Origin of the sequence: Nonomuraea sp. NPDC048901 (genome assembly GCF_040649695.1) — a bacterium.
Classification (GTDB): Bacteria; Actinomycetota; Actinomycetes; order Streptosporangiales; family Streptosporangiaceae; genus Nonomuraea.
Genome location: NZ_JBEZFW010000003.1, coordinates 39,479 through 60,963, shown reverse-complemented (window position 1 = coordinate 60,963; position 21,485 = coordinate 39,479). Strand labels below are relative to the sequence as shown.

The following is a 21,485-nucleotide window of genomic DNA, read 5'->3' as shown; positions in this document are numbered from 1 at the left end:
CATGTCCCACCCCAGCCGTCGCCTGGTCGTCCAGGCCGCGGCGGCCCTGACCACAGGGCTGCTGACGCTGACCGCATGCGGATCATCCGGCGAACCCGCGGCCTCGACGTCGTCGAGCGCCTCCTCGTCGTCGAGCGCCTCCGCGCCCAAGAGCAACCTGATCGCGATCATCACCCCCTCGCCGGACAACCCGTTCTTCAAGGCCGAGGCGGACGCGGCCAAGAAGAAGGCCGAGTCGCTCGGCTACCAGACCTCGGTGGACTCCCACGACGACGACCCGAACAAGCAGAGCGAGCTGATCGACTCGGCCATCTCGCGCAAGGCCGCGGCGATCATCCTCGACAACGCCGGCGCCGACGCCTCCATCGGCCCCGTGCAGAAGGCCACGACCGCCGGGATCCCGGTCTTCCTGATCGACCGGGAGATCAACCAGACCGGCATCGCCAAGGCCCAGATCGTCTCCAACAACGCCCAGGGAGCCCAGCTCGCCGCCCAGGAGTTCGTGAAGGGTATGAAGGAGAAGGGCAACTACGTCGAGCTGACCGGCAAGGAATCCGACACCAACGCCGGCGTGCGTTCCAAGGGCTTCGGCGACGTCATCTCGCAGTACCCGGACCTGAAGCGGGTCGCCCAGCAGACCGCGAACTGGGACCAGCAGGAGGCTTTCAGCAAGATGGAGACCATCCTCCAGCGCAACCCGGACATCCAAGGCGTGATCGCCGGCAACGACACGATGGCGCTCGGCGCCGTGGCGGCGTTGAAGGCCGCCAAGAAGACCGGCGTCATCGTCGTCGGCTTCGACGGCAGCCCGGACGCCATCGCGCAGATCAAGGCCGGAACCATGCTCGCGACGTCCCTGCAGCCGGCCGCGCTCGGCGCCACGACCGCGGTCGAGCAGGCCGACAAGTTCGTCAAGACCGGTGCGACCGGGCAGCCGGAGAAGCAGTCGATCGACTGCGAGATCATCACGAAGGACAACGCCGACCAGTACGGCGTCTTCGCGAAACTCTGAGGCGCCGGAGGCTAGGGGCGACGGCATCGCCTCTAGCCACTCCAACGTCTAGCATGCAGACCGGACGCTCCGGGCGACGCGCTCACCGGAGCGAGAAAGGACGGGGAACTCACGTGGTGATCGCTTCGACTCCCAGCCCCGACCACATGCGGCTACTGGTCAAGGTGGCCCGCATGTACCACGAGCGCGGGCTACGCCAGCCAGAGATCGCCGCCCATCTCAACATGTCGCAGCCGCGCGTCTCGCGCCTCCTCAAAGAGGCCGCCGACCGCGCTGTCGTACGCACCGTGGTCGTCTCCCCCGACGGCGTGCACGCCGAGCTCGAGGAAGCCCTCGTCGAGCAGTACGGGCTGCGCGACGCCGTCGTCGTCGAGACCGAGGGCGTGGGGCCTGACGTCATCCCGGCGCTCGCCGCCGCGACGGCCACCTACCTCGACGCCACGCTCAAAGGCGGCGACGTCATCGGCATCTCCTCCTGGAGCGCGACGCTCCTGGAGGCGATCAACGTCATGCGGGCCAAGACGACCCCCGTCGCCGAAGAGGTCGTCCAGATAGTCGGCGGCTCGGGCAGCCCCGAAGTGCAACTGCACGCGACCCGCCTCACCAGCCGCCTCGCCGAGCTGACCGGCGCACGGCCCGTCTTCGCGCCGTCGGCCGCGCTCGTCCACAGCCGCGAACTCCGCGACATGCTGTCGAAGGAGCCCGCCGTCGCCGAGGTCATGAAGTCATGGTCGCGCCTCACGCTGGCCCTCCTCGGCATCGGCACCCTCGAACCCTCCCCACTGCTCCGCCGCTCCGGCAACGCCATCGCCCCCGAGGACCAGCGCCAGCTCCAGGAGCTCGGCGCCGTGGGCGACGTCTGCACCCGCTACTTCGACGCCGACGGACGAGCCGTCGAAGCCGACTTCGACGACCGCATCATCGGCATCGCCCCCGACCAGCTGCGCGCGGTGGAGCGCCGCATCGGGGTCGCGGGCGGCGCGGCCAAGCTCGCCGCGATCCGAGGAGCGGTACGCGGGCGCTGGATCAACATCCTCATCACGGACGTCGACGTGGCCCGGGCCCTGCTGGGCCGCGCGTAGAGCACGTGTTCTTCTGTCAGCCGGTAGCGCCCAGGACCTCCCACTAGGGGCGGTCCTGAGCGCTTCCGGCTGCGAAGAAGTGGATCAGGAAGCGAATCCGAAGGCCGCGGGAGAGGCAGGCAGCCCCCATTGCTGGTCGGGGTGGAGGTGGCAGTCCCAGATCACGAGCGGGGTGCCATTGGCGGTGCTGCCGTTGTTGGCCAGACCGACACACTTGGCGGTGCTGGCAGCGAAGCTGCGGATGGAGTAGATGTTGGCGCCCAGGGCCGCGAACCTCCATTGCTGATCCGGGTGAAGATGGCAGTCCCAGATCACCAGCGGAGTGCCATTGGCGGTGCTCCCGTTGTTCGCCAGCCCCACACACTTGCCGCTGCCGGCGAGCGTACGGATGGAGCGGTCGTTGTTGCCCTGCCAGATCTGGTCGGGGTGGAAATGACAGTCCCAGATCACGAGCGGGGTGCCGTTGGCGGTGCTGCCGTTGTTCGCCAGGCCGATGCACTTGGCGGTGCCGGCGGCGTTGCTGCGCAAGGCGGTCGAGGAAAGAGCGCTCGCCTGGGCGGCGGCCGGGAGCCCGAGAGCCATGGCGAACATGACCAGGACGGTTAACACGCGGCGCTGGAAGCCAGTCTGGTGGCGCATGTGGTCTCCTTTCGAACGGTGACGGTTCTCCTCTCTAGGGCGTTCCACGGCCGTTCCACCGGGGTGGTGCGCTAGGGGCGATCGGACATCGGCCATAAAGAGCCGCAAGCCTGGAGTATCGCCGCATTTATCACGTAAGCCCTCTATCCCACAGAAACCATGGCTATGATCTTGGATCTGCGCGGATCTCTTGACTCCGATTCGCGAAGTCAGTCATGAACTTGAGAGGGCACACGTGCGCAAAATCGCTATTGGCACTTTGATCGGCCTAGCGGCAACTCTCGGCGCGACACCGTCCGCCAACGCCGGCACCCCGAGCCTCGCTGACCTGGTCCAACTCAAGGACATCCGGACGCACCAGTTGGCATTCCAGACGATCGCCAACAACAACGGCGGCAACCGGGCTTCGGGCGAGGTCGGATTCGAGAAGTCAGCGAATTACATTGTGGCCAAACTCACGCTGGCCGGTTACAAACCCACGATCCAGCGCTTCGCTTTTCCCTTCTATAAAGAGGTCACACCCTCGGTCTTCGCGCAGACCGCTCCGTCCCCGACCTCTTACACCCATGGCACCGACTACCGCACCCTCGACTACTCGGGCGCCGGCGACGTGACGGCAGCCGCGGTGGCCGTGGATCCCGACGCGGCCGGATTGGGCAGCGGCTGCGAGGCTGACGACTTCGCCGGTTTCACCACCGGCAGCATCGCGCTCATCCGCCGGGGCGGCTGTACCTTCGAGGTCAAGACGGACAACGCCCAGAAGGCCGGCGCGAGCGCGGTCGCCTACTATCAGCGGCCTGATGTCCCCGATGCGCCAGTGGAGGGTACGGCGCTGCGCCCGTTCACCATCCCGCTGATCGGCTTCACCAACAAGCTGGGCGTCGAACTGGTTCAGGCGGCCAAGGCGGGCGACCTGAAACTCCACATCAAGACCGACACCATCAGCGAACAGCGCACGACCTCCAACATCGTGGCCGAGACCGCATACGGCAACCCTGACCGCGTGGTCACCGTCGGCGCCCACCTCGACAGCGTGGCCGCGGGCCCCGGCATCAACGACAACGGCAGCGGCGCGGGGACGGTCCTCACCATCGCCCAGAAGATCGGCGAGATTCGCGGCCGGGTCAACAACCGGGTCCGCTTCACCTTCTGGGGCGCCGAGGAAGGCGGCGACCTCGGCTCCAAGTACTACGTGGCGAACCTCAGCGCCGAAGAGAAGGCGAAGATCGCGCTCTACCTGAACCTCGACATGATCGGCTCCCCCAACGGAGTCCGCGGTGTCCTGGACGGTGACGACTCACTCGGCACCAACAGCTCCAAGCCGCCGGCCGGCTCGGCCGCGATCGAGAAGACCTTCACCGACTACTACGCCGGGCGCAAGCTCCCGCTCAAGCAGGACGCGTTCACCGGTACCTCCGACTACCAGTCGTTCATGGACGCGGGCATCCCGGCGGGCGGCGTACGGTCCGGCACCGACACCGTCAAGACGGCTGAGGAGGCCGCTGTCTTCGGCGGCACGGCCGGGGTGGCCTATGACCCCTGCTACCACAAGGCCTGCGACACCTACAACAACGTCAACACGTCCCTCCTGAACGAGCTCGCGGACGGCGCGGCGTACGCGACTGAGACGTTCGCCAACAGCGTGCCGACGGTGAAGCGCGACAACGTACAGACACCTGGCAGCCAGACGGCCGACAAGACCAGCGAGGGCCACACCTCTGCCAGCTGATGCCGGGGGCAGCCCGGGGGCTTACCGCCGGGCTGCCATGGCCGTTCCTATGGATCGTTCGCTCAGCCGCCGGCGGCCGCCTGCTTGATCAGCGCGACGACGGCCTCCGGCTGGGAGATGTAGATAGCGTGGCTGCCCTCGGCTTCGACCACAGTGGCACCCGCCCGCGCGGACATCGCCCGCTGCGCGGCCGGCGGGATCGTCTGATCACCGGTGGCGACCAGGTACCAGGCCGGCTTGGTGCGCCAGGCGGGTTCGGTAACCGCGGCGCCGGCCGCGCCAACGCCCCACGGCACCTGCGAATCGGCCATGAACGCCGCCAACTCCGCCGGCAGATCGCCCGCGAACGCGCCGTGGAACTTGTCCCGCTCAATAGCGAGGAACCCACCCTCCAGGGGCACGATCGGCGGCGCCGGCGTACCCGGCGGCGAATCGGCGAGCAGCGACTCCACGCTCTCGCCCTTGTCGGGCGCGAACGCGGCGACGTAGACGAGCGCCGACACCCGCGGATGAGTACCGGCCTCGGTGATGACCGAGCCACCGTAGGAGTGCCCGACGAGCACGGTGGGACCGTCCTGGAGATCCAGCACCCGCCGCGTGACCTCGGCGTCCCCCTCCAGCGTCACCGTGGAGTTCTGGACGACGCTGACCCGGTAGCCATCCTGTTTGAGCAGGTTGTAGACACCCTGCCAGCCCGACCCGTCGACGAACGCGCCGTGCACGAGCACGACGTTGACCGCAGTGGAGCTCATGACGCCTTCTCCTCGCGTAGCGGTGGGATGCAGACGTGACTGGGGGTCAACAGCCACCCGTGCGCTCTGACGTCAAGCCCGGTCGGTTGCATCGCCTCGTCACTCACGTCCGAAGCGTAGGAGTGCGTACTTCCTAGTTTGTGAACGGCGAGTGGAACCAGCGCCCGCAGCACTGACCCGGCTGAAGGCACGCCCCGGTTTGGCGTTATGCGGAACGACCGTTGCCGTTGAGTGCTTCGCGGCGGTATTTGCGGCCGGTGGTCTCGTGCACCCCGAGCGTACGGGCGAGCGCGGCGCCGGTCATGTTGGGATCCTGAGCGAGCAAGGCCGCCACCCGCGCTCGCCGGTCGCTGTCCGCGCGGGTTTCGCCCGCCGATGCGTCTTGGTCTGCCCGTGTGGCAGCCGGTTCGGGCTCGGCGGGCGCTGACCGGCGCTCGCCTGTTTCTTGCATCGGCTCGCCCGGGTCGATCTGCGGCGTGACGTTCACCACTGGGCCGGGCTGCGGCACCCGCGGCGCCTGGTCTGAGTGACCGCTCGGGGCGCTCGGGGGTGCGGGCTCGGCGAGCACTCGCTCGGGCTGCCCCACGTCGTACGCGCGATCGGCAAGTTCGCGACCCGAGCGAACCACCCACATGATCAGCTCGTAGGAGATCACCAGCGCGATCGCCGGCCACGCGGCCAGCGCCGCGGCCAGGGGTCCCCGCTCAATCCCGTGCAAGATGTTCGCCGCCAGCGTCGCGGCGACTCCCAGCGCCAACGCCCAGCGAGCCAGCGACGGCACCTTCAGCCGGTAGCGGGCACACCACAGCAGCACCATCGAGGAGGCGTAGATCATGCCGTCCACGGTCGCCGGGACCAGATGCGCCGACATCTCGTCCTCGGCGCCGTACTTCTCGATCACCGCCACCGCATGCCAGTACGACACCCACGCGGCCACCGCCGCGACCGCCAACACCACAACCGTCATGGACACACGGATCAGCCGATCCCCGCCCCGAGGCACCTGCTTGACCCTATTCACACCAGAAATGGTGCCATGCCCGATGTATCACTATGTGCCCATCCGTCACTTCTGCCTCAGGCAGGCGGCGTGGATGAGGGCGACAGCCGATCTGCTGGGGTCGAACCTCGGTGGACATGCCAGCCGACACGGTCGAAGATTGGCGCGTGCCTCGAACCCCACCTGGGCGCGTGTTCAACCGAGCGATCGTCGCACTGGTCGCGGCCGCCGCCCTCACGGAGGGACGGGATCTCCCGTGGACCCCGATGCAGTGGAAATGGATTGAAGCAGCCGGGAGACTCGGTTCATGAAGATCACAAAGCCCGGGGCGCCTAATGAGGAGACCCGCCGGAGGAACCTAGGGGCGTTACTACGCCATCTCCACCTGAATGGCCCGACTTCGCGTGCTGTGCTCGGGGAGAAGTTGGGGCTGAACCGCACCACGATCATGGGGCTGACCGCCGAACTTGCCGCCCTGGGCATGGTCGAAGAAAAGCTTCCCCAGGACACCCACAGAGCGGGCAGACCGTCCCTGGTGGTCAGCCCAAACACTGATCGCGTATTCGTGCTCGCCTTTGACGTGGCAGTGGACCGCCTGCTGGCCGCGCGAGTGGGCCTGGGCGGCGTGATACTCGATCGCCGTGAGGCCGTACGCCAACGCAAGTACCCCGACCTGGACGATGTCGTTGGAACTCTCGCCGAGTTCGCCCGCCAACTGCTCCGCGACGTCCCAAGCGATGCCGTGTGCGTCGGCATTGGCGCGTCGTTCTGCGGCATGATCCGGCCGGCGGACGGCACCGTGCGATTCGGCCCCAACACCGGCTGGGTAGATCAGGCATTCGGGCCGGAACTCGAGCGCCGTTTGGCCCTGGGCCTGCCTGTGCGAGTTGGCAACGAAGCTCACCTGGGCGCAGTCGCGGAGAACCAGAGGGGCGCTGGGATCGGATTCCGGAATCTCATCTATCTGCACGGCGATGTTGGCGTGGGCGGCGGCATCATCGTCGACGGCAAGCGCCTGGACGGCAATGACGGCTACGCCGCCGAAGCCGGTCACATGATCGTGAACGCACACGACGGGCGGCCGTGCGGGTGCGGTTCGCGCGGCTGCCTGGAAGCGGAGGTCGGGGAGGACGCACTGCTCAGTGCGGCCAACTGGCCCCCTGGGTTGATCGGGCGGGACGCGGTGGCGTCCGTGGTACATGCCGCTGAGCGAGGCGACGAATCCGCCAAGGCGGCGCTGACCCATGTGGGAGATTGGCTGGGTGTCGGGGTTGCCAATCTGATCAACCTGTTCAACCCGGGTGTCGTGGTCTTCGGCGGGATACTGCGCGATATTTACCGAGGGGCCTCAGCACAGGTGCAGAGTCGTATCGCCGCCAACGTACTGCCAGTTTCACGCGAACGAGTGAAACTGCGGATCGCAGCGCTGGGAGATGACACCACCCTTGTCGGCGGCGCTGAGCTGGGGTTCGCCGAGCTGCTGGACAATCCGGTTGAGGTCGTCAGCAGGGGGTATCGTCGCCAGGCTGACGCCAACATGAAATCGCAGGCTACAGGCCTTGCTTAGTGTCTCCGCTCTACCCCGGACGAGAGGCTCCGTGAATGCAGAGCGTGATGCCTCCCGAAAGGGTTGCCTCTCAGTCGTGAGTGTCCCTGGCCAGCGCCCCCCGCAAATATTCCATGTCGGTACCAAGGGCCTTCCGGGTCGTCAGCCGTAACACCGGAACGAGCAGCGGACTGCGTAGATCCAGGTCGATGCGGTGGAGGATACGGCGCGATGGTCATCGCCTCATATCCCAGGCCGACCGGCGCGGTCGACAGCGGGACCACCTCCGCGATACTGCGGTCCCAGCGGGGCGCGGTCAGCGGATCACCGAGGAAGCGCCACACCTGCCGGATGTCCTGCGGGACGACGATGGACGAGTTGAGCTGCATCAGACGGCTGCTCCTTCACAGGATGGGGCGGAACACCGCGCAGCGCGACTGCCCGAGCCGCAATATCTGCTTGGCACAGAGGCTGCCGCACTCGATCCTGCACCGCCTGGCCGCCAGGTCGTGACCGGAACGGGGGCGGGTTGGCCGAAGTAGTTGGCGAGAACGAGCTTCTCCATGGCTATGAGCGGGTCACCTTCGAGTGGCAACGGGAGCGAGAGCCAGGCGGGCATGCGCACCGCTTCAGCCCAGGCGTCGCCTACTCTGGCCTACGCGATTATCGGCAACGGGGACGACACCGGCTCAGGCCGGGGCGGGCAGCTGGATCGAGGCGAGTTTGGCCGGGTCGACCACGATGTGGATGCCAGTGATCCGGCCTTCGGCGACGGTGAAAGCGATGACCGACAGCGGCGTTCCGTCCGAGCGCCAAGACATGTGCCCCGAGATGCCGTTGACCAGCACGGGTCGTTGGCGGGCGACCTCACCGGAGAACACGCGGGCACCGGCGGCGACCTCGGTGGCGCCGAGGGTGACGACCATGCCGTCGGGGGTGTCAACTGTCAGCTTCACGTTCGGATCGAGGACCCGCAGCAGCGCTTCGAAGTCGCCACTGACTGCGGCAGCACGGAATGCCTGGACGACCTGCTGGCGCTCGCGGCCGGGGCACGCCGGCCGGTCCGTGGCGTGGACCTTGCGGCGGGCGCGGCTGGCGGCGGCGGGTGAAATCACGTTCTTGCAAGATCTTCGTGTAGGGGTGAGCAGGAGTCCGGAAAGCCTCTCAGCTGGCCCGGCCCAAGGTCACGGTGCGGGTTCCGGGTGTGAAGTCGCCGAAGGACTGTTGCCAGGACTCACCGGGCCAGTAGTACGTCACAAGGCCCTCGGCGGGCCGGTAGTGGGCGGTGTAGAGCGTTACCGTCCCCTGCTCGTCGACGGATCGATACAGCGGCGGCTTGAGCATTGCCGCCACGTCCGTACCCGCGGCGCGGATGGCTCGCAGCCGTTCCTGCGTCCGCATGGCCCGCTCCTGCTCGTCGGTTACCGGCAGGTGCTGGTGATTGGCGGCGCAGGCGTCCGGTGCCACCGTCGGGGACATATCCGGTCCCACGAACACCGTCATCGCCTTGGTGGGATCGACAAGGGTGAGGTTCTGGGGGACGGCGACCGGCAGGGACCGCAGCCTGTCGACCGCCTCATCGACGGTGTCGCACGTCTCCAGCAAGTAGCGCACGAGGATGAGAATGGCGAAGCCGCGTCCGTAGACGGAACGTCCGCCCCAGGTGAGCGAGACCGCGAGACCGGCGTCGTTCATCCCGTCGAGTAAGCCCCACAGCAGGTCCTGCATCCCGATCACGGGGCGCAGGAAGCAGGAGGAGACGATGGTCCCCTCGCATTGATCGGGCCGTAGGTCATAGTTGCGCAGCAGAGTGCCGTTCTGGCCGATCTGGGTGCAGGCCTGGGAGAACGGCCGCAGTGCCGCGTGGGTGAGGAAGACTTCCGCCTCGGGCCGGTCGAGTTGGCCGGCCAGGCGGTCCAGAACCGGGACCAGTTCTGGCATGTGCGCACGGAACAGCACCCGAACGCGGTCCGCGCCCTCCGGAGTCCGGCCCTCCTCGGTCAGCAGGCGCTCCATGTCCTGCCACAGGGCCCGGGCGTAGGCGGCCCACCGCCCGTCGCCGCCGTCGCCGACCTCGATCGCCTGGAAGGTCTTGTGCTGTTGCCGCATGGCTGCCACTCCCCTGTGAGAATCGGACGAGGTGGGGGCAACCTAGCTAATTGGGCTGGTGTTCACCAGATGGCCGCCATCGGCGACGGCCAGGCGCTGGATCTGATGAAGCCGCTGAACGCGAGCGTGGCCGATTCCAAGTAGGCGATCATGTCCCGCGTTGGAGAAGCCGGGAGTCAAGGGCGAGAAACGACATGTCGAGCGGTCGAGGCTGAAGCGGATCGCCACGAGGGACTGGCTGAGCGAGAGCGAGCCGGGAGCCTTCGCCTTGACCCGGCAAGGGGTCCGGCAGCCAGGCATCATGATCGCAAGCGGCGAGGCTCTTCGCCGCGCTGGAGGGTGTCAACCACCCCCTGCAGAGAGAAGAGCCCGCATGTCACGCTACGCCGACCCGCCATCCTCGTAGGGGTTATCGAGGAGATCGAGGGGGTTGCCGCCTCCGCGAGCCTGTTCGCCGCGCCGGCGGACCCCGCCGGCGCGGCGATGACCCACGATGAGCTGGAGAATCTCCCCCCGGCCCTGATCGCAGGAGCGGCGATGGCGTTCTCCAGCGTGTTCGTGGTCAGCAACGGCCTTCGGCTGCGGAGTTTCAAGGAGAGCTGCGCAGTTTCAAGGAGAAGGGCCTTGGGCGGACTCGGCTCCGGTCCTCATTCTCTGGCTCGGCGCCCTCCAGCTCCCGCCTTGACTTATGGTGCTGCGCCCCCCACCGTAAGTCGTACATATCTGTTCGAGTTAACGAGAATCGAGGGTAATGGTGGTGGTGCTGAGCACGGAAGCCAAGCTGGTTCTCCTGGCGGCCGGACTGATCTTTCTGTTGGCGTTAGTGCTCGGCGTGTGGAAATACCGCCAGATGGCCGTCTCGGCCGAACACATGGCTCATCCCTACGTCGACATCGCGCATCGAGCCGCCTTGCTCTACTCGTTCGCTACGCTGCTGCTCGCAGTCTTTGTCGCCCTGAGCGGCTGGTCGGCGTGGGTGAACCTGGCTGCGGCGGGCATCGTGATCTTCTTCTTCGTAGCCGCAATCGGGACCTACGCTTACCACGGCTGGCGCCGTGACACTGACAACCAGTTGTGCCATCCGGTACGCGGCACAACCGCGTTCATGGTCTCGCTGATCGTCGGCGAGATCGGCGGCTTCGCCGTACTTCTGGCCGGTTTCGTGCAGGCACAACTGCTGTGACGCGGGCGGCGTTTAGAGATCATTCGTCGGGCAGCAGATAGCGCCAGGAGACCGCGAGCGAGGCACCCGACCGAGCACGGAACACCCGCCACCCGCCACGCTGGTCCGCGTCGCGCGGAATCAGTCGGATGGCGGCCATGGCGGCCTTCCCGGACAGGTCGCGGGTGCGAACGGGTGAGCCCGCGGCCCGTGGTTCAGGCACCCCCCTCGGCCAGGGTCGGGCCTTGCCACCCCTCAATGTCGTCTGCTCCGCGACCAGCCGTACGCGTCTGGACACGTAGTTCTGGCCCTTGGCCGTGATGCGCCGGGCGAGACGGTCGAAACGATCGCGTGCGTCGTACAGGGCCTTCGCGTAGGAGCCGCGCGTCACGTCAAGGGCCGGGATCCTCACCTCTCGCTTGCCTCCCGCCGTACGGACGCCCAACACCGTGGTGGGTGCGTCCATCACTACGGGAGCGCCGGGCCGGGGCGTGGCCGTCGCCGGCTGGCCCGACAGATCGCGATCAAGCGCCGCGAGCAGCTTGTTCAGATCGGCCTTCGCAAGCCGCAGGGTTCGGGCCGCATCCACGATCGCCCACCCGTCGGCGTACACGACGACCCGTGGCGGACGGATCGCGAGCAGTCCCGGGGGGAGGAAGCCGCCCTCCAGGCGCCACATGGCCACAGGCCCTTTGTCTGTCGCGACAGGTAACGCGGAATTCCATCCCGCAGGCGACGCCGAAGCGGTGGGGGTGTCGGTCCGGCCGCACGATGTGGTCACGAGCAAGGCGGCGAGGATCAGTGCCAGGGGCCTGTACCTCATACCGCCCATCATGCGAGCGACGGGCGCAAGGTTCAAGCCGATGCTGTGGCTGGCGGGTGCCCGTACGTTCCCCTCTGCCACAGCGGCTGAAGCGGACATGGTGCTCCGGCGATCGGCGGGCCAGGCGGCCACTGTCATGTCAGTCCGGCCATCGCGACGGCCCAGCAGTTGGGGAGAGATAGGGGCGTCGTCTCATCGATACATGCATATTGCAACTTCGACATGTCTTCCAGAGGGCAAGCCTGCTACGACAATCCGTCGTACAAGCTCACCCCTCAGAGACGAGATTCCGATGACGGTGAACCCGAGGCCATCAGCCCGCGTACCCAATAACACCCGCCTCCTCTAACGCCTGCGAGGTGCCCGCATTGGGACGGCGCCTGACGCGGGGTGAGGCGGAAGATTCCCGATCGGGAGGTGACATGAGCTGGACGGGCCGACGCTGGATGGTCTGGCTGCTGCTCGTCACACTCACCTCCGGCATCGTCGCCGGGCACGTTCTGGAATGCCAGGATCGGTCGGGGCACACGAGTTCGCAGCTTGTCGCATCTGGTTCTCCAGGCGATGGCGCCAGGGTGGCCTGCGCCCCATCTCACGGACCCGCGTCGATGTGCGTGGCCGTACTGACCACGGCGATCGCCTTTCTGCTGGCCCTGGCATTGCCGAGCGAGCGGCGCAGTGACGCCCGTGATGGTCGCGGCTGGAGGCTGGTACAGCGAGGGAGGGAGCCACCGGCGGCCGATCTGGCTTTTCTTTCGGTTCTGCGGATTTAGGAGGGTCGTTCCAATCCGACCCGTCCTATCCGATCCCCCATTTCCGAAGGAGAGATTCCCCATGACCGTCGCACACCGGATCACCATGCTCACCGTCGCCGGAATCGGCGCCGTCGCCCTGCTCACCGCCTGCGGCTCATCCACCCCCACGACCACCGCCGCCGGTGCGGGAGCCGCTCCGGCCGCCTCGTCGAACGACGGGGCCAGCGCAGATGTCACGAACATGGACGGCATGGACATGTCCTCGTCGAAGCCCAAGGCGGACTTCAACGATGGCGACGTGATGTTCGTCCAGATGATGCTCCCGCATCACCAGGAGGCCCTGCGGATGGCCAAGTGGGCCCAGACCAACGCCTCCAACGCCAAGGTCAAGGATCTCGCCATGAAGATGCAGATGGAGGCGCAGCCGCAGCTCAGCAAGCTCAACAACTGGCTCACCGCCTGGGATAAGGAGCCCATGGCCGACGACGACCCGATGATGACGTCGATGCCCGGCATGATGTCCTCCGCCGAGATGGCCAAGATGCGGCAGATGAAGGGTGGCATGTTCGACCGCATGTTCACCCAGATGATGATCAGCCACCATCAGGGCGCCATCAAGGTGACCCAGAACGAGATCGCCAGGGGCAGCAACGCCAAGACGAAGACGATGGCCAAGACCATCCAGACGAGCCTGCGCAGCGAGCTCGCTGAGCTGAAGCAGCTGCTCCCGACGCTCTAGCCGCGGCGGATCCCGTACGGCGCCCGGCCGTACGGGGCCGAGGCATGCCAGATTCAACCAGCGGCTTTGACCACGGAGGTCACGAAGCTGAGTTTCACTCCGCTGACCTGCCCAGTGACCTCCCAGAACCTTCCCTTCCGAAGAACGGACCGAGCGTCTGGCCAGAGGGCCGGGGAGCGCTCGGCAGCGTCACAGAACAGCCACCGGAGGTGGCGGCCGTGCGCGATGGGATCGTGGACGTGGACGACGTGGCTACAGGTGGCGCCGTTGTGGCCCGTGATGTGTGTCCGCGATGGACGAACAGCCCGCCGACAGCAGGGCAAGTTGAGCACCTGAACACTCCGGAGATGGCGCGCGTATCCATACATGGGCGGCGGCCTTCCGCTATGCCGGGTAGTACGTCCCGCCCTCGAGGCCAATCGACTCGAACAGGCTAATAAAACCCTTCACTTCGGTACTATTCGCCCAGATCTTGGATGTTTACGAGGAGGCATCGTAGTGGCTGCGCCGACAAGGCTTGGGCAGATGGCAGGGGCCACAGCGCTGGCATTGGTCACATTAGTCTCCGCCCCCGGCACCGCCGCCGCCGCGCCGTCACCCGCCAAGGCCAGGGCCAAGCTGGTGAAGCTGAACGAGCGGGCCGACAAGGTGGTCGAGCAGTACAACCAGGCCACCGAGGCGTACAAGAAGGCCAAGCAGAAGTACGACGCGGCCAACGCCGACCTCGGCCGCAAGGCGGTGCGCTCGGACGCCCTGCGCGCGGATCTCGTCACGGTGGCGGTCAACCAGTACCAGTACGGCGGCTTCGAGAACTGGCAGACCTACGCCGGCCAGGGCGAGACGCTGAGCAGCATGGCGGCACTGGGCCAGATCGCCACCGAGCGGTCGGCCAAACTACGGGCGTACGAGGACAGCATCAAGGACCTGCGCGACCGGCGCAACGAGGCCAAGAATGTCCTGGCCGAGGCCGACAAGGCGCGCGAGAAGGTGGACGACGACAAGACCGAGGTCGAGAAGCTGATCGCCCAGCAGACCAAGATCCTTCGCAAGCTCGGCGCCTTCAAGTCGGGCAATCCCAACAGCACGGGAATCAAGTACACCGGCCCGGCCTCGGGCAACGCCCGCATCGCGCTGCAGTTCGCGTTCGCGCAAGTGGGCAAGCCGTATGGGTACGGCGCCAATGGGCCGAACTCCTACGACTGCTCCAGCCTCACCCAGGCCTCCTGGCGTACCGCCGGGGTCGCCATTCCCCGCACGACGTACACACAGTGGGCCTGGGGCGCCAGTCGTCGCGTCTCGCTGGACGCCCTCCAGCCTGGGGACCTGCTGTTCAGCAAGGGCCTGGGACATATGGGCATGTACGCGGGCAACGGGAAGATGGTCCACGCGCCGCAGACCGGAGACGTGATCAAGGTCGTCGAGCTCGACGACTACTGGCGCAACCGCCTCCTCGGCGCAGTCCGCCCATAAAGCCGCCGCCGAGCCCCGCACGTCGAAATGGCGCTGGAAGTACTGGCAACGTGGAGCTATGTGCGTTGTCCACAAGGTTGCACACTGTGGCCCCGTATCAACGATCCCAAGTAGCATGAAAACAAATCGCGGCAGGAGGCCACAAGAAGATGCGGACGTTGGGCGACCTGGAGTCGGTGATCATGGACCGGATGTGGTCGTACCACCGCCCCGCCGCGGTGAGAGACGTGCTGAAGGATTTGCGACAGGATCGCGAGATCGCCTACACCACCGTGATGACCGTGATGGACAAGCTCTACAAAAAGGGCCTGCTGAAGCGCGAGCCGGTGGGTAAGGCGTACGTGTACAAGCCAGTCGGCACCAAGGAGTCCTACACCGCCGAGCTGATGCGCGAGACGCTGGCCAGCGGCGGTAACCAGGCGGCCACGCTGGTTCACTTCCTTGAGCGGCTGACCCCGGAGGAGGCTGCCGCGCTGGAATCCGCCCTTCAGGTGTTCCCGGCGCACACCCGTCGATCATGACGGTCGCCCTGGTCCTCGTCGTCTACGCCGTGGGTGCCGCCACGGTGTTGCCGCGACTGCTCGTCAAGGCCGCCTGGGCCGAGCGGGCCCCCCGATTGGCGATCTCCATGTGGCTGGCCGCGGACATCTCCGCGGTCCTCTCGGCGGTGATGGCCGCGCTGAGTGCCGCGATCCCCGGCGACGCGGTCGGGCACGGGTTGGCCAGGCTGTTCGAGGTGTGCAAGCAGTTTCTCGGCCACGGATCCGACGTCGACGTGGCCTCCGCCGGATTCCGGCTGGCCGTCCTGGTCAGCGGGTTCATCACCGCACGGACTGTGTTCTGCGTGATCAGGGTGCTGCTGACCTCACGGCGCGAGCGTGCCCGGCACTCGGAGATGCTGAGCCTGCTGGGCCGGCGTGACGGCGAGTTGGACGCGGTGGTCCTGGAGTACGACAAGCCGCTCGCGTACTGCCTGCCCGGCAGGGCGAACAAGGCCGTGATCACCACGGCGGCGCTCCACGCCCTGCCGCCCGAGCATGTGGCCGCGGTGCTGGCGCACGAGCGAGCCCATCTCCGAGGACGCCACCATCTTCTCCTTGCCCTGGCTGAAGGCCTGGCCAAGGCATTTCCTGCTCTCCCGCTGTTCGCAACGGCCAAAGCGGAGGTGGCCCGCCTGGTGGAGTTGCGGGCCGACGATGTGGCCGCGGGACAGCATCCGCGCCTGCACCTCGCCGCGGCTCTGGTCGGTCTGGCCACCGGGCGGGTGCCCGCGTTCGCTCTGGGCGCTGCAGGCGAGAACGCGTTGAGCAGGGTGCGCCGCATGCTCAATCCGGCCGCGCCGCTCCACCGCCGCGAGCGGCTGGTGGGCACGGTGGCCGTCACCTTGTTCCTCGCAGGACCGGCGGCTCTGGCGGTGTTTCCGGGGGTGAGCGCGCTGATCGCGCATCATTGCCACACGCTCTCGCTGCTCTGAGCTCAGGCGTACAGCAACTCCTGATCGATCACGACGGCCGCGGTGACGCCCTGACCGGCGGCGATGATCACCTGGCCAGCCGGGGAACGGCATGGACGCCCGCCTGGCCATGTCGCCGGCCGCGAAGACTCCCTTCACCGAGCTCTGCCCGAACTCGTTGACCTCCACCAAGCCGTCCTCCAACATGGCGCAGCCCAGTTGCTTCGGCAGGTTGCTGCGCTGGCGGACACCCGACCCGCAGCGACTGGTAGCCGCCACCGAGGACGGCACGGTCTATGGGTCCAAGAACGGCGGGCCGGACTTCACCGTCGCCTTCCGCCCTGCCAGATCATGAACCGCTACGCCATGATCGAACGGTGACGGCCGGCATACCGCTGCTGCCTGCCTCTGGCAGAGCTTCGACGTCTCACCTGCCTGACCACGACGGCAACGCAGAGCACGCCCGCGAACACGACCCCAGACACCGCGATGCTCTCCGTGGAGGCCGTCGGCAGGACGACATCGGTCTCCTGCGCCTTCCCCGCCGCCTGCACGACCCCTTTCCGGACCAGAGGCGTCCGCGGGTTGCCGCCCGTCAGGACGAACGTCTCACCCTCCCCGAACTTCTCCTTGACCTTGCGGGGAAGGCCGTAGCCGACGACCTTGCTCTGGTCCCTGTCCTTGCGCTTGAGCCACACCTTGTCGACGTTGGCCTCGATCGTGGAGATCTGGTCTCCCTGTACCTTCTCGACGATGCCCGCATGGTCGATCCGCTCCACATCGCGTGACCCGCTCCAGTCGTAAAAGACGATGGCGCCGGGCTCCGGCTTGTCACTCCAGGCGTCCTGCTCCTTGAACCACTTGGCGTGGTCGACGGTGTAGGCGAAATCCCCCACGTACTTCTCGACGCCCGCCTGGTTGGCGGCCCAGGTAATGAACATGTCGCACCATGGGGCGGTCTTGAAGTAGGGGTCGCTGTTGTCCACGTTGGCGTAGTACCAGTTACCGAACTTGCTGTAGCCGTCGGTTTTCTCGCGATAGCCGAGATTTTTCTGGGCAGCGTCGAGCAGCCCGTCCACAATGGATGGCATAGGTCCGGGGTTTGACCCTTTCTCCTTATGGCCTACCGGGTTAGCTGACGGGTTCGGGCCAGGAGATGACGCCCTACCGCCGCATCCGTGGCGGATTCACCCCATGCGTGGATCGCTCCAGGCTCTGGTTCCCCGGTTCCCGCGGCGCGGGCCTCGGCACCAGCCGGCCGCCTCCACCGCGAAGGCAAGTCACCGGCAAGTACGAAGGACTGTAGTAGGTAGAAAGGGTGGCTGGTTACCGAAATGAGATTTTTGGCATAAAAGATCTATCCAACGCAGACCGACCAATACCGTGCGCTACACGTTGTTATACGCAAGGCAAGCACCGCAGCGGGTCAACGCGTGATCACTCAATCACCCTCACCACGCCTGCGAGATTGCGCGTGTGGGCGGGCACCAGTTTGACGACGTCCCCCGCCTGCGGGGCTTGGATCATCTTTCCGTCGCCCCAGTAGATCGCGGCATGGGAAATGTAGCCCGGGTTGGTGGGGTCCAGCCGCCTGAAGATCAGGTCACCCGATCGCATCTGGGAAAACGGGACCCGGGGTCCACTGGCGAACTGCTGATGCGTCTCCCGCGGCAGCCGAATGCCCGCCCTGCCAAAGGCCCACTGGATCAGGCCGGAACAGTCGAAGGCGTCAGGTCCCTCGGCGCCCCAGACATACGGGGCGCCCAGTTTGCTCTTCGCCGCCGCGCACGGTCGGCTTGGGCGTGTAGGCCCGGAAGGTCGATGGTTCCACCCCCACCGTTCCCACCCTCCTACCGCCGAGCGGTATCGCCGCCGCATCGACGATCTCCATGGAGCTCACGCCTTTGCGTACTCGAACCCGCTCGATCATTTGTTCAGGCAGCGGACGATTCGCGACCACAAGCAGGTGTGGCTCCCGCAGACGGTCGAGGGCCGCCACAACAGGCGGTTCAGGCGCCGGCGAGCTTTGCCCGGCTTCCCGCGTCCAGCCCGAAGACGCCGGGGCGGCTTCGCCGGTCGCTCGTAGTCGACGAGGGCTAACATCCCCGCCACCAGCGTTGCAACCACGAGTCCGGCCACGAGGTACACCGCTCGGGGCAGCACGCTACTACGGTTCATAGTCACTGCGACATTATGCACAACCCGAACAGCGACACAGCGGCCCACCGCTCAGGCACGGCACCACGCCGTGGTAAAGGTAAAGGATTAATGGCTGAACCCTAGGCCACACAGGGCCTTCGGGTCGGCTTCCAAAGGTTTCGCTTGCGCTGGCCATTTGGCTTGCATACCTTTACAGGCCCAAGGCCGCAGCGTTCCGATGGTGGCCTGTACTGCCGAGACCGCGTCTCGTCTGCACCGGCGTTGTGTGCAGATCGCAGCCGCGGCCGCCGAGTCCGCTTTCTCGCGGAGCCGGGGATCCACTTTCTTGGGGTGAATCGGTGCGCCCGTCCCAACGGGGCTCCGTAGGGCACTTCCACGCCCGAACCCGTCAGCTAACCCGGTAGGCGGCATGGAAGCAAGGAGCCATTCCCCGCATGTCCAAACACCTCTTGCCGAGCTACGGCAGGTCCGCCCGTAAGCACGGCCTCACCCTCGCCGCAGCGGCCGTGGCCAGTGCACTCATCACCAGTACGCCCGCCTTCGCCAGCGACCACGCCAGCGAGACCCAAACTGGCGTCTCGCGGTCTGCGACTTCCTCCCAGCCCCAGCGCCAGGTCACAGCGGACGCCGTGCTGAAGCTGGCCCAGCAGCAGGTGGGGACGACGGAGAACGCCAGCGGCGGCGGCACCCGATTCCACAGCTGGTACATGACTTCCCCCAGGGCCCAGGAGACTCTGGCCCGCGACGGAGGAAGCCTTCAGGCCTACGCCAACGCTCCGTGGTGCGCCATGTTCGTCTCTTGGGTCGGTGAGCAGACCGGCGTTAGGCCGACGATGGGATGGGACGCCTATACGGTCACATGGGCGCGGTGGTTCAAGAACAACGGACGCTGGGGCACCCTTGCCAAGCCCGGAGCCGTCGTTTACTACGCATGGGGCGGCGACAAGAGCATTACTTCCATCGACCACATGGGCCTGGTGAAGAAGGACAACCGCGACGGCACCATCACCGCGATCGAAGGCAACACCGGCAATGGGAAGGTCGAGGAGCGGGTGCGACCCAAGTCCGACGTCGTCGGCTATGGCTATCCGCAGTACAAGTCCTGACATCAGGGAAGCCGTCGCTTCGGCAATTGCTGTAAGAGAGCTGCTATGCGGCTATCCGCGCATCAGCATTAGCGGCCGATCCTACTATGTCATATAGTGAAAAGTCGGCTGGCTGGTCCTCCCGGGAGGGGACAACCGCAGCCATCCGTTCGGACGTACTCGGCATTCGCCCCCGTGATGCCGGGCACGTCGTCCTAGGAGCAGTGGTCTCGCAGATGTCCGCGCAGTCCAGATCGCTGCGTATGCATTTGACCATTTCGGCCACCATGTCCTCACTCAGGCAGGCGTCCGCGCAGGCCGTACACGTTTGAGCGCACCGGAGACACTCTTCGATGCATTTCGTAAGCTTCGCCTGGTCGACATCACCAAGGTCCTTGGGGTAGGCGGAGAGCATCTCCCCGACTTGCAACGTCATCTCTCGTCCTCGCTTTCGCTGCACCGGCCACCGCGACGGCGGCTCAGACCTCCGTTACCCATCCCCCCGCGCACGTAACACCTCTCCCACTACACGAAGCAGTAGATAGTCGACCGCTCCGGACGGAGATGAATGCAGGGAGACGGGCCACATCCGAGCAGCAGTCTTCGCGCCGTCGCCAACCATCGCTACTATGATGGATAGGATTAGGAGGGGCGGAATGGCGCGCGGTCTTGGTGAGCTGGAGTCCGCTGTCATGGGCCACATCTGGTCATGCGACGGCCCTGTGTCTGTTCGTGAGGTGCTTCAGGCGCTGCAGCGCCGCCGGGTCCTTGCCTACACCACGGTGATGACGGTCATGGACAACCTCCACAAGAAGGGCTTGTTGCGCCGCCACCCATCCGGCCGGGCCTACCTGTACGAGCCCGTGATGAGCCACGAGGCTTACAGTGCCCAGATCATGCAGGAGGCCCTGGCCAAGGGCGGCAACCAGGCCATGACGCTCGTCCATTTCCTGGAGCGGCTCACCCCTGAGGAGCACGCTGCCCTCGATGCCGCCATTCACCGAAGCGACCAGCAGTGATCGTCGAGGGCGCCCTTGTTGCGCATGCGGCGATCACGGCATGGGGACTGCCACGACTAATCATGCGCAGCCAACGGCTTCGCGACTCTCCCCGGCTGTCGATCGCCGCGTGGCTGGCCGGCTGTGCATCGGTGATCGCGTCGGGAGCCTTGGCCGGGCTGCAGCTCGCCTTCCCCGCCCACGCCATCGGGGACGAGGTCGCCGCGCTGATCATGGCCTGTGGTGAGATGCTGTCGGGTCATGTTTCTCCGTTCACGGCCCGCCCGCTGGCCGCGCTGGCGGGCCTGTCCGTCGCCGGCGGCATCGCCATCAGGGTCGGCTGGGCCAGCCTGACCGTGCTCTGGACCGGACGGCGTTGCCGAATCAGGCACCGGAAGGCTGTCCGGCTGATCGGACGCGAGCGGCAAGAGCTCGGCGCGCTCGTCGTCCAGCACGACGAGCCCGCTGCCTATTGCGTCCCAGGCCGCCGCGCTGTGATCGTGATCACCAGTGGAGCACTCGCGGCGCTTGATCACCGTCAGGTGGCTGCGGTGCTCGCCCACGAACGGGCCCATGTGACCGGCCGTCATCACCTCCTGCTCACGGCCGCCCAGGTCGCCGCCAAGGCATTTCCCGGACTTCCCGTGTTCGCCGCGACGGGAACCGCGGTGCCCCACCTTGTGGAGCTGCTGGCCGATGACGTCGCCGCACGGAAGCATGCGCGCGGCGTAATCGCGTCGGCGCTGATAGCCGTCGCCAGGGCATCCACCCCCGCGGCCACCTTGGGAGCCGGCGGCGAGTCGACCGTCACCCGTGTCAAGCGCCTGCTCAGCCCCGTCACGCCGGCCTGCGGGCGCGACAGAGTGCTTGGCATTCTCGGTGTCAGCGGGCTGTTGGCGGCGCCGGGGTTCGCGCTGATCGTCCCCTCCTTGATCACCTTTCTGATTTCCTGCCCGGTCATCGGGTAGTCG

General features: G+C 66.5%; 21 protein-coding genes and 2 riboswitches. Of the genes, 13 read left to right on the top strand and 8 right to left on the bottom strand.

Annotation, left to right across the window (positions count from 1 at the left end):
- The first annotated feature begins 1 nt into the window (after window position 1).
- Window positions 2–1,012: a D-ribose ABC transporter substrate-binding protein gene (locus AB0C30_RS09985; RefSeq protein ID WP_357941627.1), complete on the top strand. Its 1,011-nt coding sequence runs from the start codon at window positions 2–4 to the stop codon at window positions 1,010–1,012.
- Between the two features lie 113 nt (window positions 1,013–1,125).
- Window positions 1,126–2,094, top strand: a complete 969-nt coding sequence (locus AB0C30_RS09980) for a sugar-binding domain-containing protein (RefSeq protein ID WP_357941625.1) — start codon at window positions 1,126–1,128, stop codon at window positions 2,092–2,094.
- Between the two features lie 84 nt (window positions 2,095–2,178).
- Here AB0C30_RS09980 and AB0C30_RS09975 read toward each other — a convergent pair whose 3' ends face one another.
- Window positions 2,179–2,733 (bottom strand): RICIN domain-containing protein, encoded by a 555-nt coding sequence (locus AB0C30_RS09975; protein WP_357941623.1) that lies wholly within the window; start codon window positions 2,731–2,733, stop codon window positions 2,179–2,181.
- 259 nt (window positions 2,734–2,992) lie between these two features.
- Here AB0C30_RS09975 and AB0C30_RS09970 point away from each other — a divergent pair, with 259 nt between their 5' ends.
- Window positions 2,993–4,462, top strand: coding sequence for a M20/M25/M40 family metallo-hydrolase (locus tag AB0C30_RS09970; protein WP_357941620.1), 1,470 nt, complete (start codon window positions 2,993–2,995; stop codon window positions 4,460–4,462).
- Between the two features lie 62 nt (window positions 4,463–4,524).
- On the opposite strand, the gene AB0C30_RS09965 is transcribed toward AB0C30_RS09970, so the two are convergent.
- Both AB0C30_RS09965 and AB0C30_RS09960 read right to left on the bottom strand, forming a co-directional pair.
- Window positions 4,525–5,214 (bottom strand): alpha/beta hydrolase, encoded by a 690-nt coding sequence (locus tag AB0C30_RS09965; RefSeq protein WP_357941618.1) that lies wholly within the window; start codon window positions 5,212–5,214, stop codon window positions 4,525–4,527.
- A gap of 205 nt (window positions 5,215–5,419) precedes the next feature.
- Window positions 5,420–6,181 (bottom strand): DUF2637 domain-containing protein, encoded by a 762-nt coding sequence (locus tag AB0C30_RS09960; RefSeq protein WP_357941616.1) that lies wholly within the window; start codon window positions 6,179–6,181, stop codon window positions 5,420–5,422.
- 442 nt (window positions 6,182–6,623) lie between these two features.
- Between AB0C30_RS09960 and AB0C30_RS09955 the strand changes: the two genes are divergently transcribed.
- Entirely contained in the window at window positions 6,624–7,781 is a 1,158-nt protein-coding gene (locus tag AB0C30_RS09955; protein WP_357941614.1) for an ROK family protein, read from the top strand.
- Between the two features lie 668 nt (window positions 7,782–8,449).
- Here the strand turns inward: AB0C30_RS09955 and AB0C30_RS09950 are convergent.
- Together AB0C30_RS09950 and AB0C30_RS09945 are read right to left on the bottom strand one after the other, a co-directional pair.
- Window positions 8,450–8,875 carry a hypothetical protein gene (locus tag AB0C30_RS09950; protein WP_357941612.1) on the bottom strand — a complete coding sequence of 142 codons (426 nt, stop codon included), beginning with the start codon at window positions 8,873–8,875 and terminating at the stop codon, window positions 8,450–8,452.
- 49 nt (window positions 8,876–8,924) lie between these two features.
- The gene (locus AB0C30_RS09945) at window positions 8,925–9,869 is read right to left on the bottom strand and encodes a C45 family peptidase (protein ID WP_357941610.1); all 945 of its coding nucleotides are present in this window, start codon (window positions 9,867–9,869) and stop codon (window positions 8,925–8,927) included.
- A 751-nt stretch (window positions 9,870–10,620) separates the two neighbouring features.
- On the opposite strand from AB0C30_RS09945, the gene AB0C30_RS09940 reads away from it, so the two are divergent.
- On the top strand, window positions 10,621–11,052 hold the full coding sequence (locus AB0C30_RS09940; protein WP_357941608.1) for a hypothetical protein: 432 nt from the start codon (window positions 10,621–10,623) through the stop codon (window positions 11,050–11,052).
- Window positions 11,053–11,071: 19 nt separating this feature from the next.
- Here the strand turns inward: AB0C30_RS09940 and AB0C30_RS09935 are convergent, their stop codons facing one another.
- On the bottom strand, window positions 11,072–11,710 hold the full coding sequence (locus AB0C30_RS09935) for a hypothetical protein (protein ID WP_357941606.1): 639 nt from the start codon (window positions 11,708–11,710) through the stop codon (window positions 11,072–11,074).
- Window positions 11,711–12,276: 566 nt separating this feature from the next.
- Between AB0C30_RS09935 and AB0C30_RS09930 the strand changes: the two genes are divergently transcribed.
- From AB0C30_RS09930 to AB0C30_RS09910, 5 genes are all read left to right on the top strand, one after another.
- On the top strand, window positions 12,277–12,627 hold the full coding sequence (locus AB0C30_RS09930; RefSeq protein ID WP_357941604.1) for a hypothetical protein: 351 nt from the start codon (window positions 12,277–12,279) through the stop codon (window positions 12,625–12,627).
- Between the two features lie 61 nt (window positions 12,628–12,688).
- A complete protein-coding gene (locus tag AB0C30_RS09925) occupies window positions 12,689–13,348 on the top strand; it encodes a DUF305 domain-containing protein (protein WP_357941602.1) in 660 nt (219 codons plus the stop codon).
- 525 nt (window positions 13,349–13,873) lie between these two features.
- Window positions 13,874–14,818: a C40 family peptidase gene (locus AB0C30_RS09920; protein ID WP_357941600.1), complete on the top strand. Its 945-nt coding sequence runs from the start codon at window positions 13,874–13,876 to the stop codon at window positions 14,816–14,818.
- Between the two features lie 149 nt (window positions 14,819–14,967).
- A complete protein-coding gene (locus tag AB0C30_RS09915; protein WP_357941598.1) occupies window positions 14,968–15,339 on the top strand; it encodes a BlaI/MecI/CopY family transcriptional regulator in 372 nt (123 codons plus the stop codon).
- A complete protein-coding gene (locus AB0C30_RS09910) occupies window positions 15,336–16,292 on the top strand; it encodes a M56 family metallopeptidase (RefSeq protein ID WP_357941596.1) in 957 nt (318 codons plus the stop codon). The genes AB0C30_RS09915 and AB0C30_RS09910 overlap by 4 nt, the downstream gene beginning before the upstream one ends.
- Window positions 16,293–16,630: 338 nt before the next feature.
- Here the strand turns inward: AB0C30_RS09910 and AB0C30_RS09905 are convergent, their stop codons facing one another.
- Both AB0C30_RS09905 and AB0C30_RS09900 read right to left on the bottom strand, forming a co-directional pair.
- The gene (locus tag AB0C30_RS09905) at window positions 16,631–17,362 is read right to left on the bottom strand and encodes a CHAP domain-containing protein (protein ID WP_357941594.1); all 732 of its coding nucleotides are present in this window, start codon (window positions 17,360–17,362) and stop codon (window positions 16,631–16,633) included.
- 14 nt (window positions 17,363–17,376) lie between these two features.
- Window positions 17,377–17,531, bottom strand: a riboswitch (cyclic di-AMP (ydaO/yuaA leader).
- Between the two features lie 177 nt (window positions 17,532–17,708).
- Window positions 17,709–18,149, bottom strand: coding sequence for an NlpC/P60 family protein (locus tag AB0C30_RS09900; RefSeq protein ID WP_357941592.1), 441 nt, complete (start codon window positions 18,147–18,149; stop codon window positions 17,709–17,711).
- Between the two features lie 557 nt (window positions 18,150–18,706).
- A riboswitch (cyclic di-AMP (ydaO/yuaA leader) is annotated at window positions 18,707–18,853 on the top strand.
- 12 nt (window positions 18,854–18,865) lie between these two features.
- Between AB0C30_RS09900 and AB0C30_RS09895 the strand changes: the two genes are divergently transcribed.
- The 3 genes from AB0C30_RS09895 to AB0C30_RS09885 all read left to right on the top strand — a co-directional run bounded on the left by AB0C30_RS09895 (window position 18,866) and on the right by AB0C30_RS09885 (window position 21,482).
- Window positions 18,866–19,537 carry a CHAP domain-containing protein gene (locus tag AB0C30_RS09895; RefSeq protein WP_357941590.1) on the top strand — a complete coding sequence of 224 codons (672 nt, stop codon included), beginning with the start codon at window positions 18,866–18,868 and terminating at the stop codon, window positions 19,535–19,537.
- Between the two features lie 608 nt (window positions 19,538–20,145).
- The gene (locus tag AB0C30_RS09890; RefSeq protein WP_357941588.1) at window positions 20,146–20,535 is read left to right on the top strand and encodes a BlaI/MecI/CopY family transcriptional regulator; all 390 of its coding nucleotides are present in this window, start codon (window positions 20,146–20,148) and stop codon (window positions 20,533–20,535) included.
- A complete protein-coding gene (locus tag AB0C30_RS09885; RefSeq protein ID WP_357941586.1) occupies window positions 20,532–21,482 on the top strand; it encodes a M48 family metalloprotease in 951 nt (316 codons plus the stop codon). Before AB0C30_RS09890 ends, AB0C30_RS09885 begins: the two co-directional genes overlap by 4 nt.
- Window positions 21,483–21,485: the final 3 nt, after the last annotated feature.

Bases quoted from the DNA above. Each gene is read 5' to 3' on its own strand.
- AB0C30_RS09985 (WP_357941627.1), top strand. From the start codon at position 2: ATGTCCCACCCCAGCCGTCGCCTGGTCGTCCAGGCCGCGGCGGCCCTG.
- AB0C30_RS09975 (WP_357941623.1), bottom strand. From the start codon at position 2,733: ATGCGCCACCAGACTGGCTTCCAGCGCCGCGTGTTAACCGTCCTGGTC.
- AB0C30_RS09965 (WP_357941618.1), bottom strand. From the start codon at position 5,214: ATGAGCTCCACTGCGGTCAACGTCGTGCTCGTGCACGGCGCGTTCGTC.
- AB0C30_RS09960 (WP_357941616.1), bottom strand. From the start codon at position 6,181: ATGACGGTTGTGGTGTTGGCGGTCGCGGCGGTGGCCGCGTGGGTGTCG.
- AB0C30_RS09945 (WP_357941610.1), bottom strand. From the start codon at position 9,869: ATGCGGCAACAGCACAAGACCTTCCAGGCGATCGAGGTCGGCGACGGC.
- AB0C30_RS09940 (WP_357941608.1), top strand. From the start codon at position 10,621: ATGGTGGTGGTGCTGAGCACGGAAGCCAAGCTGGTTCTCCTGGCGGCC.
- AB0C30_RS09935 (WP_357941606.1), bottom strand. From the start codon at position 11,710: ATGTGGCGCCTGGAGGGCGGCTTCCTCCCCCCGGGACTGCTCGCGATC.
- AB0C30_RS09930 (WP_357941604.1), top strand. From the start codon at position 12,277: ATGAGCTGGACGGGCCGACGCTGGATGGTCTGGCTGCTGCTCGTCACA.
- AB0C30_RS09925 (WP_357941602.1), top strand. From the start codon at position 12,689: ATGACCGTCGCACACCGGATCACCATGCTCACCGTCGCCGGAATCGGC.
- AB0C30_RS09920 (WP_357941600.1), top strand. From the start codon at position 13,874: ATGGCAGGGGCCACAGCGCTGGCATTGGTCACATTAGTCTCCGCCCCC.
- AB0C30_RS09915 (WP_357941598.1), top strand. From the start codon at position 14,968: ATGCGGACGTTGGGCGACCTGGAGTCGGTGATCATGGACCGGATGTGG.
- AB0C30_RS09910 (WP_357941596.1), top strand. From the start codon at position 15,336: ATGACGGTCGCCCTGGTCCTCGTCGTCTACGCCGTGGGTGCCGCCACG.
- AB0C30_RS09905 (WP_357941594.1), bottom strand. From the start codon at position 17,362: ATGCCATCCATTGTGGACGGGCTGCTCGACGCTGCCCAGAAAAATCTC.
- AB0C30_RS09900 (WP_357941592.1), bottom strand. From the start codon at position 18,149: ATGCGGCGGCGATACCGCTCGGCGGTAGGAGGGTGGGAACGGTGGGGG.
- AB0C30_RS09895 (WP_357941590.1), top strand. From the start codon at position 18,866: ATGTCCAAACACCTCTTGCCGAGCTACGGCAGGTCCGCCCGTAAGCAC.
- AB0C30_RS09890 (WP_357941588.1), top strand. From the start codon at position 20,146: ATGATGGATAGGATTAGGAGGGGCGGAATGGCGCGCGGTCTTGGTGAG.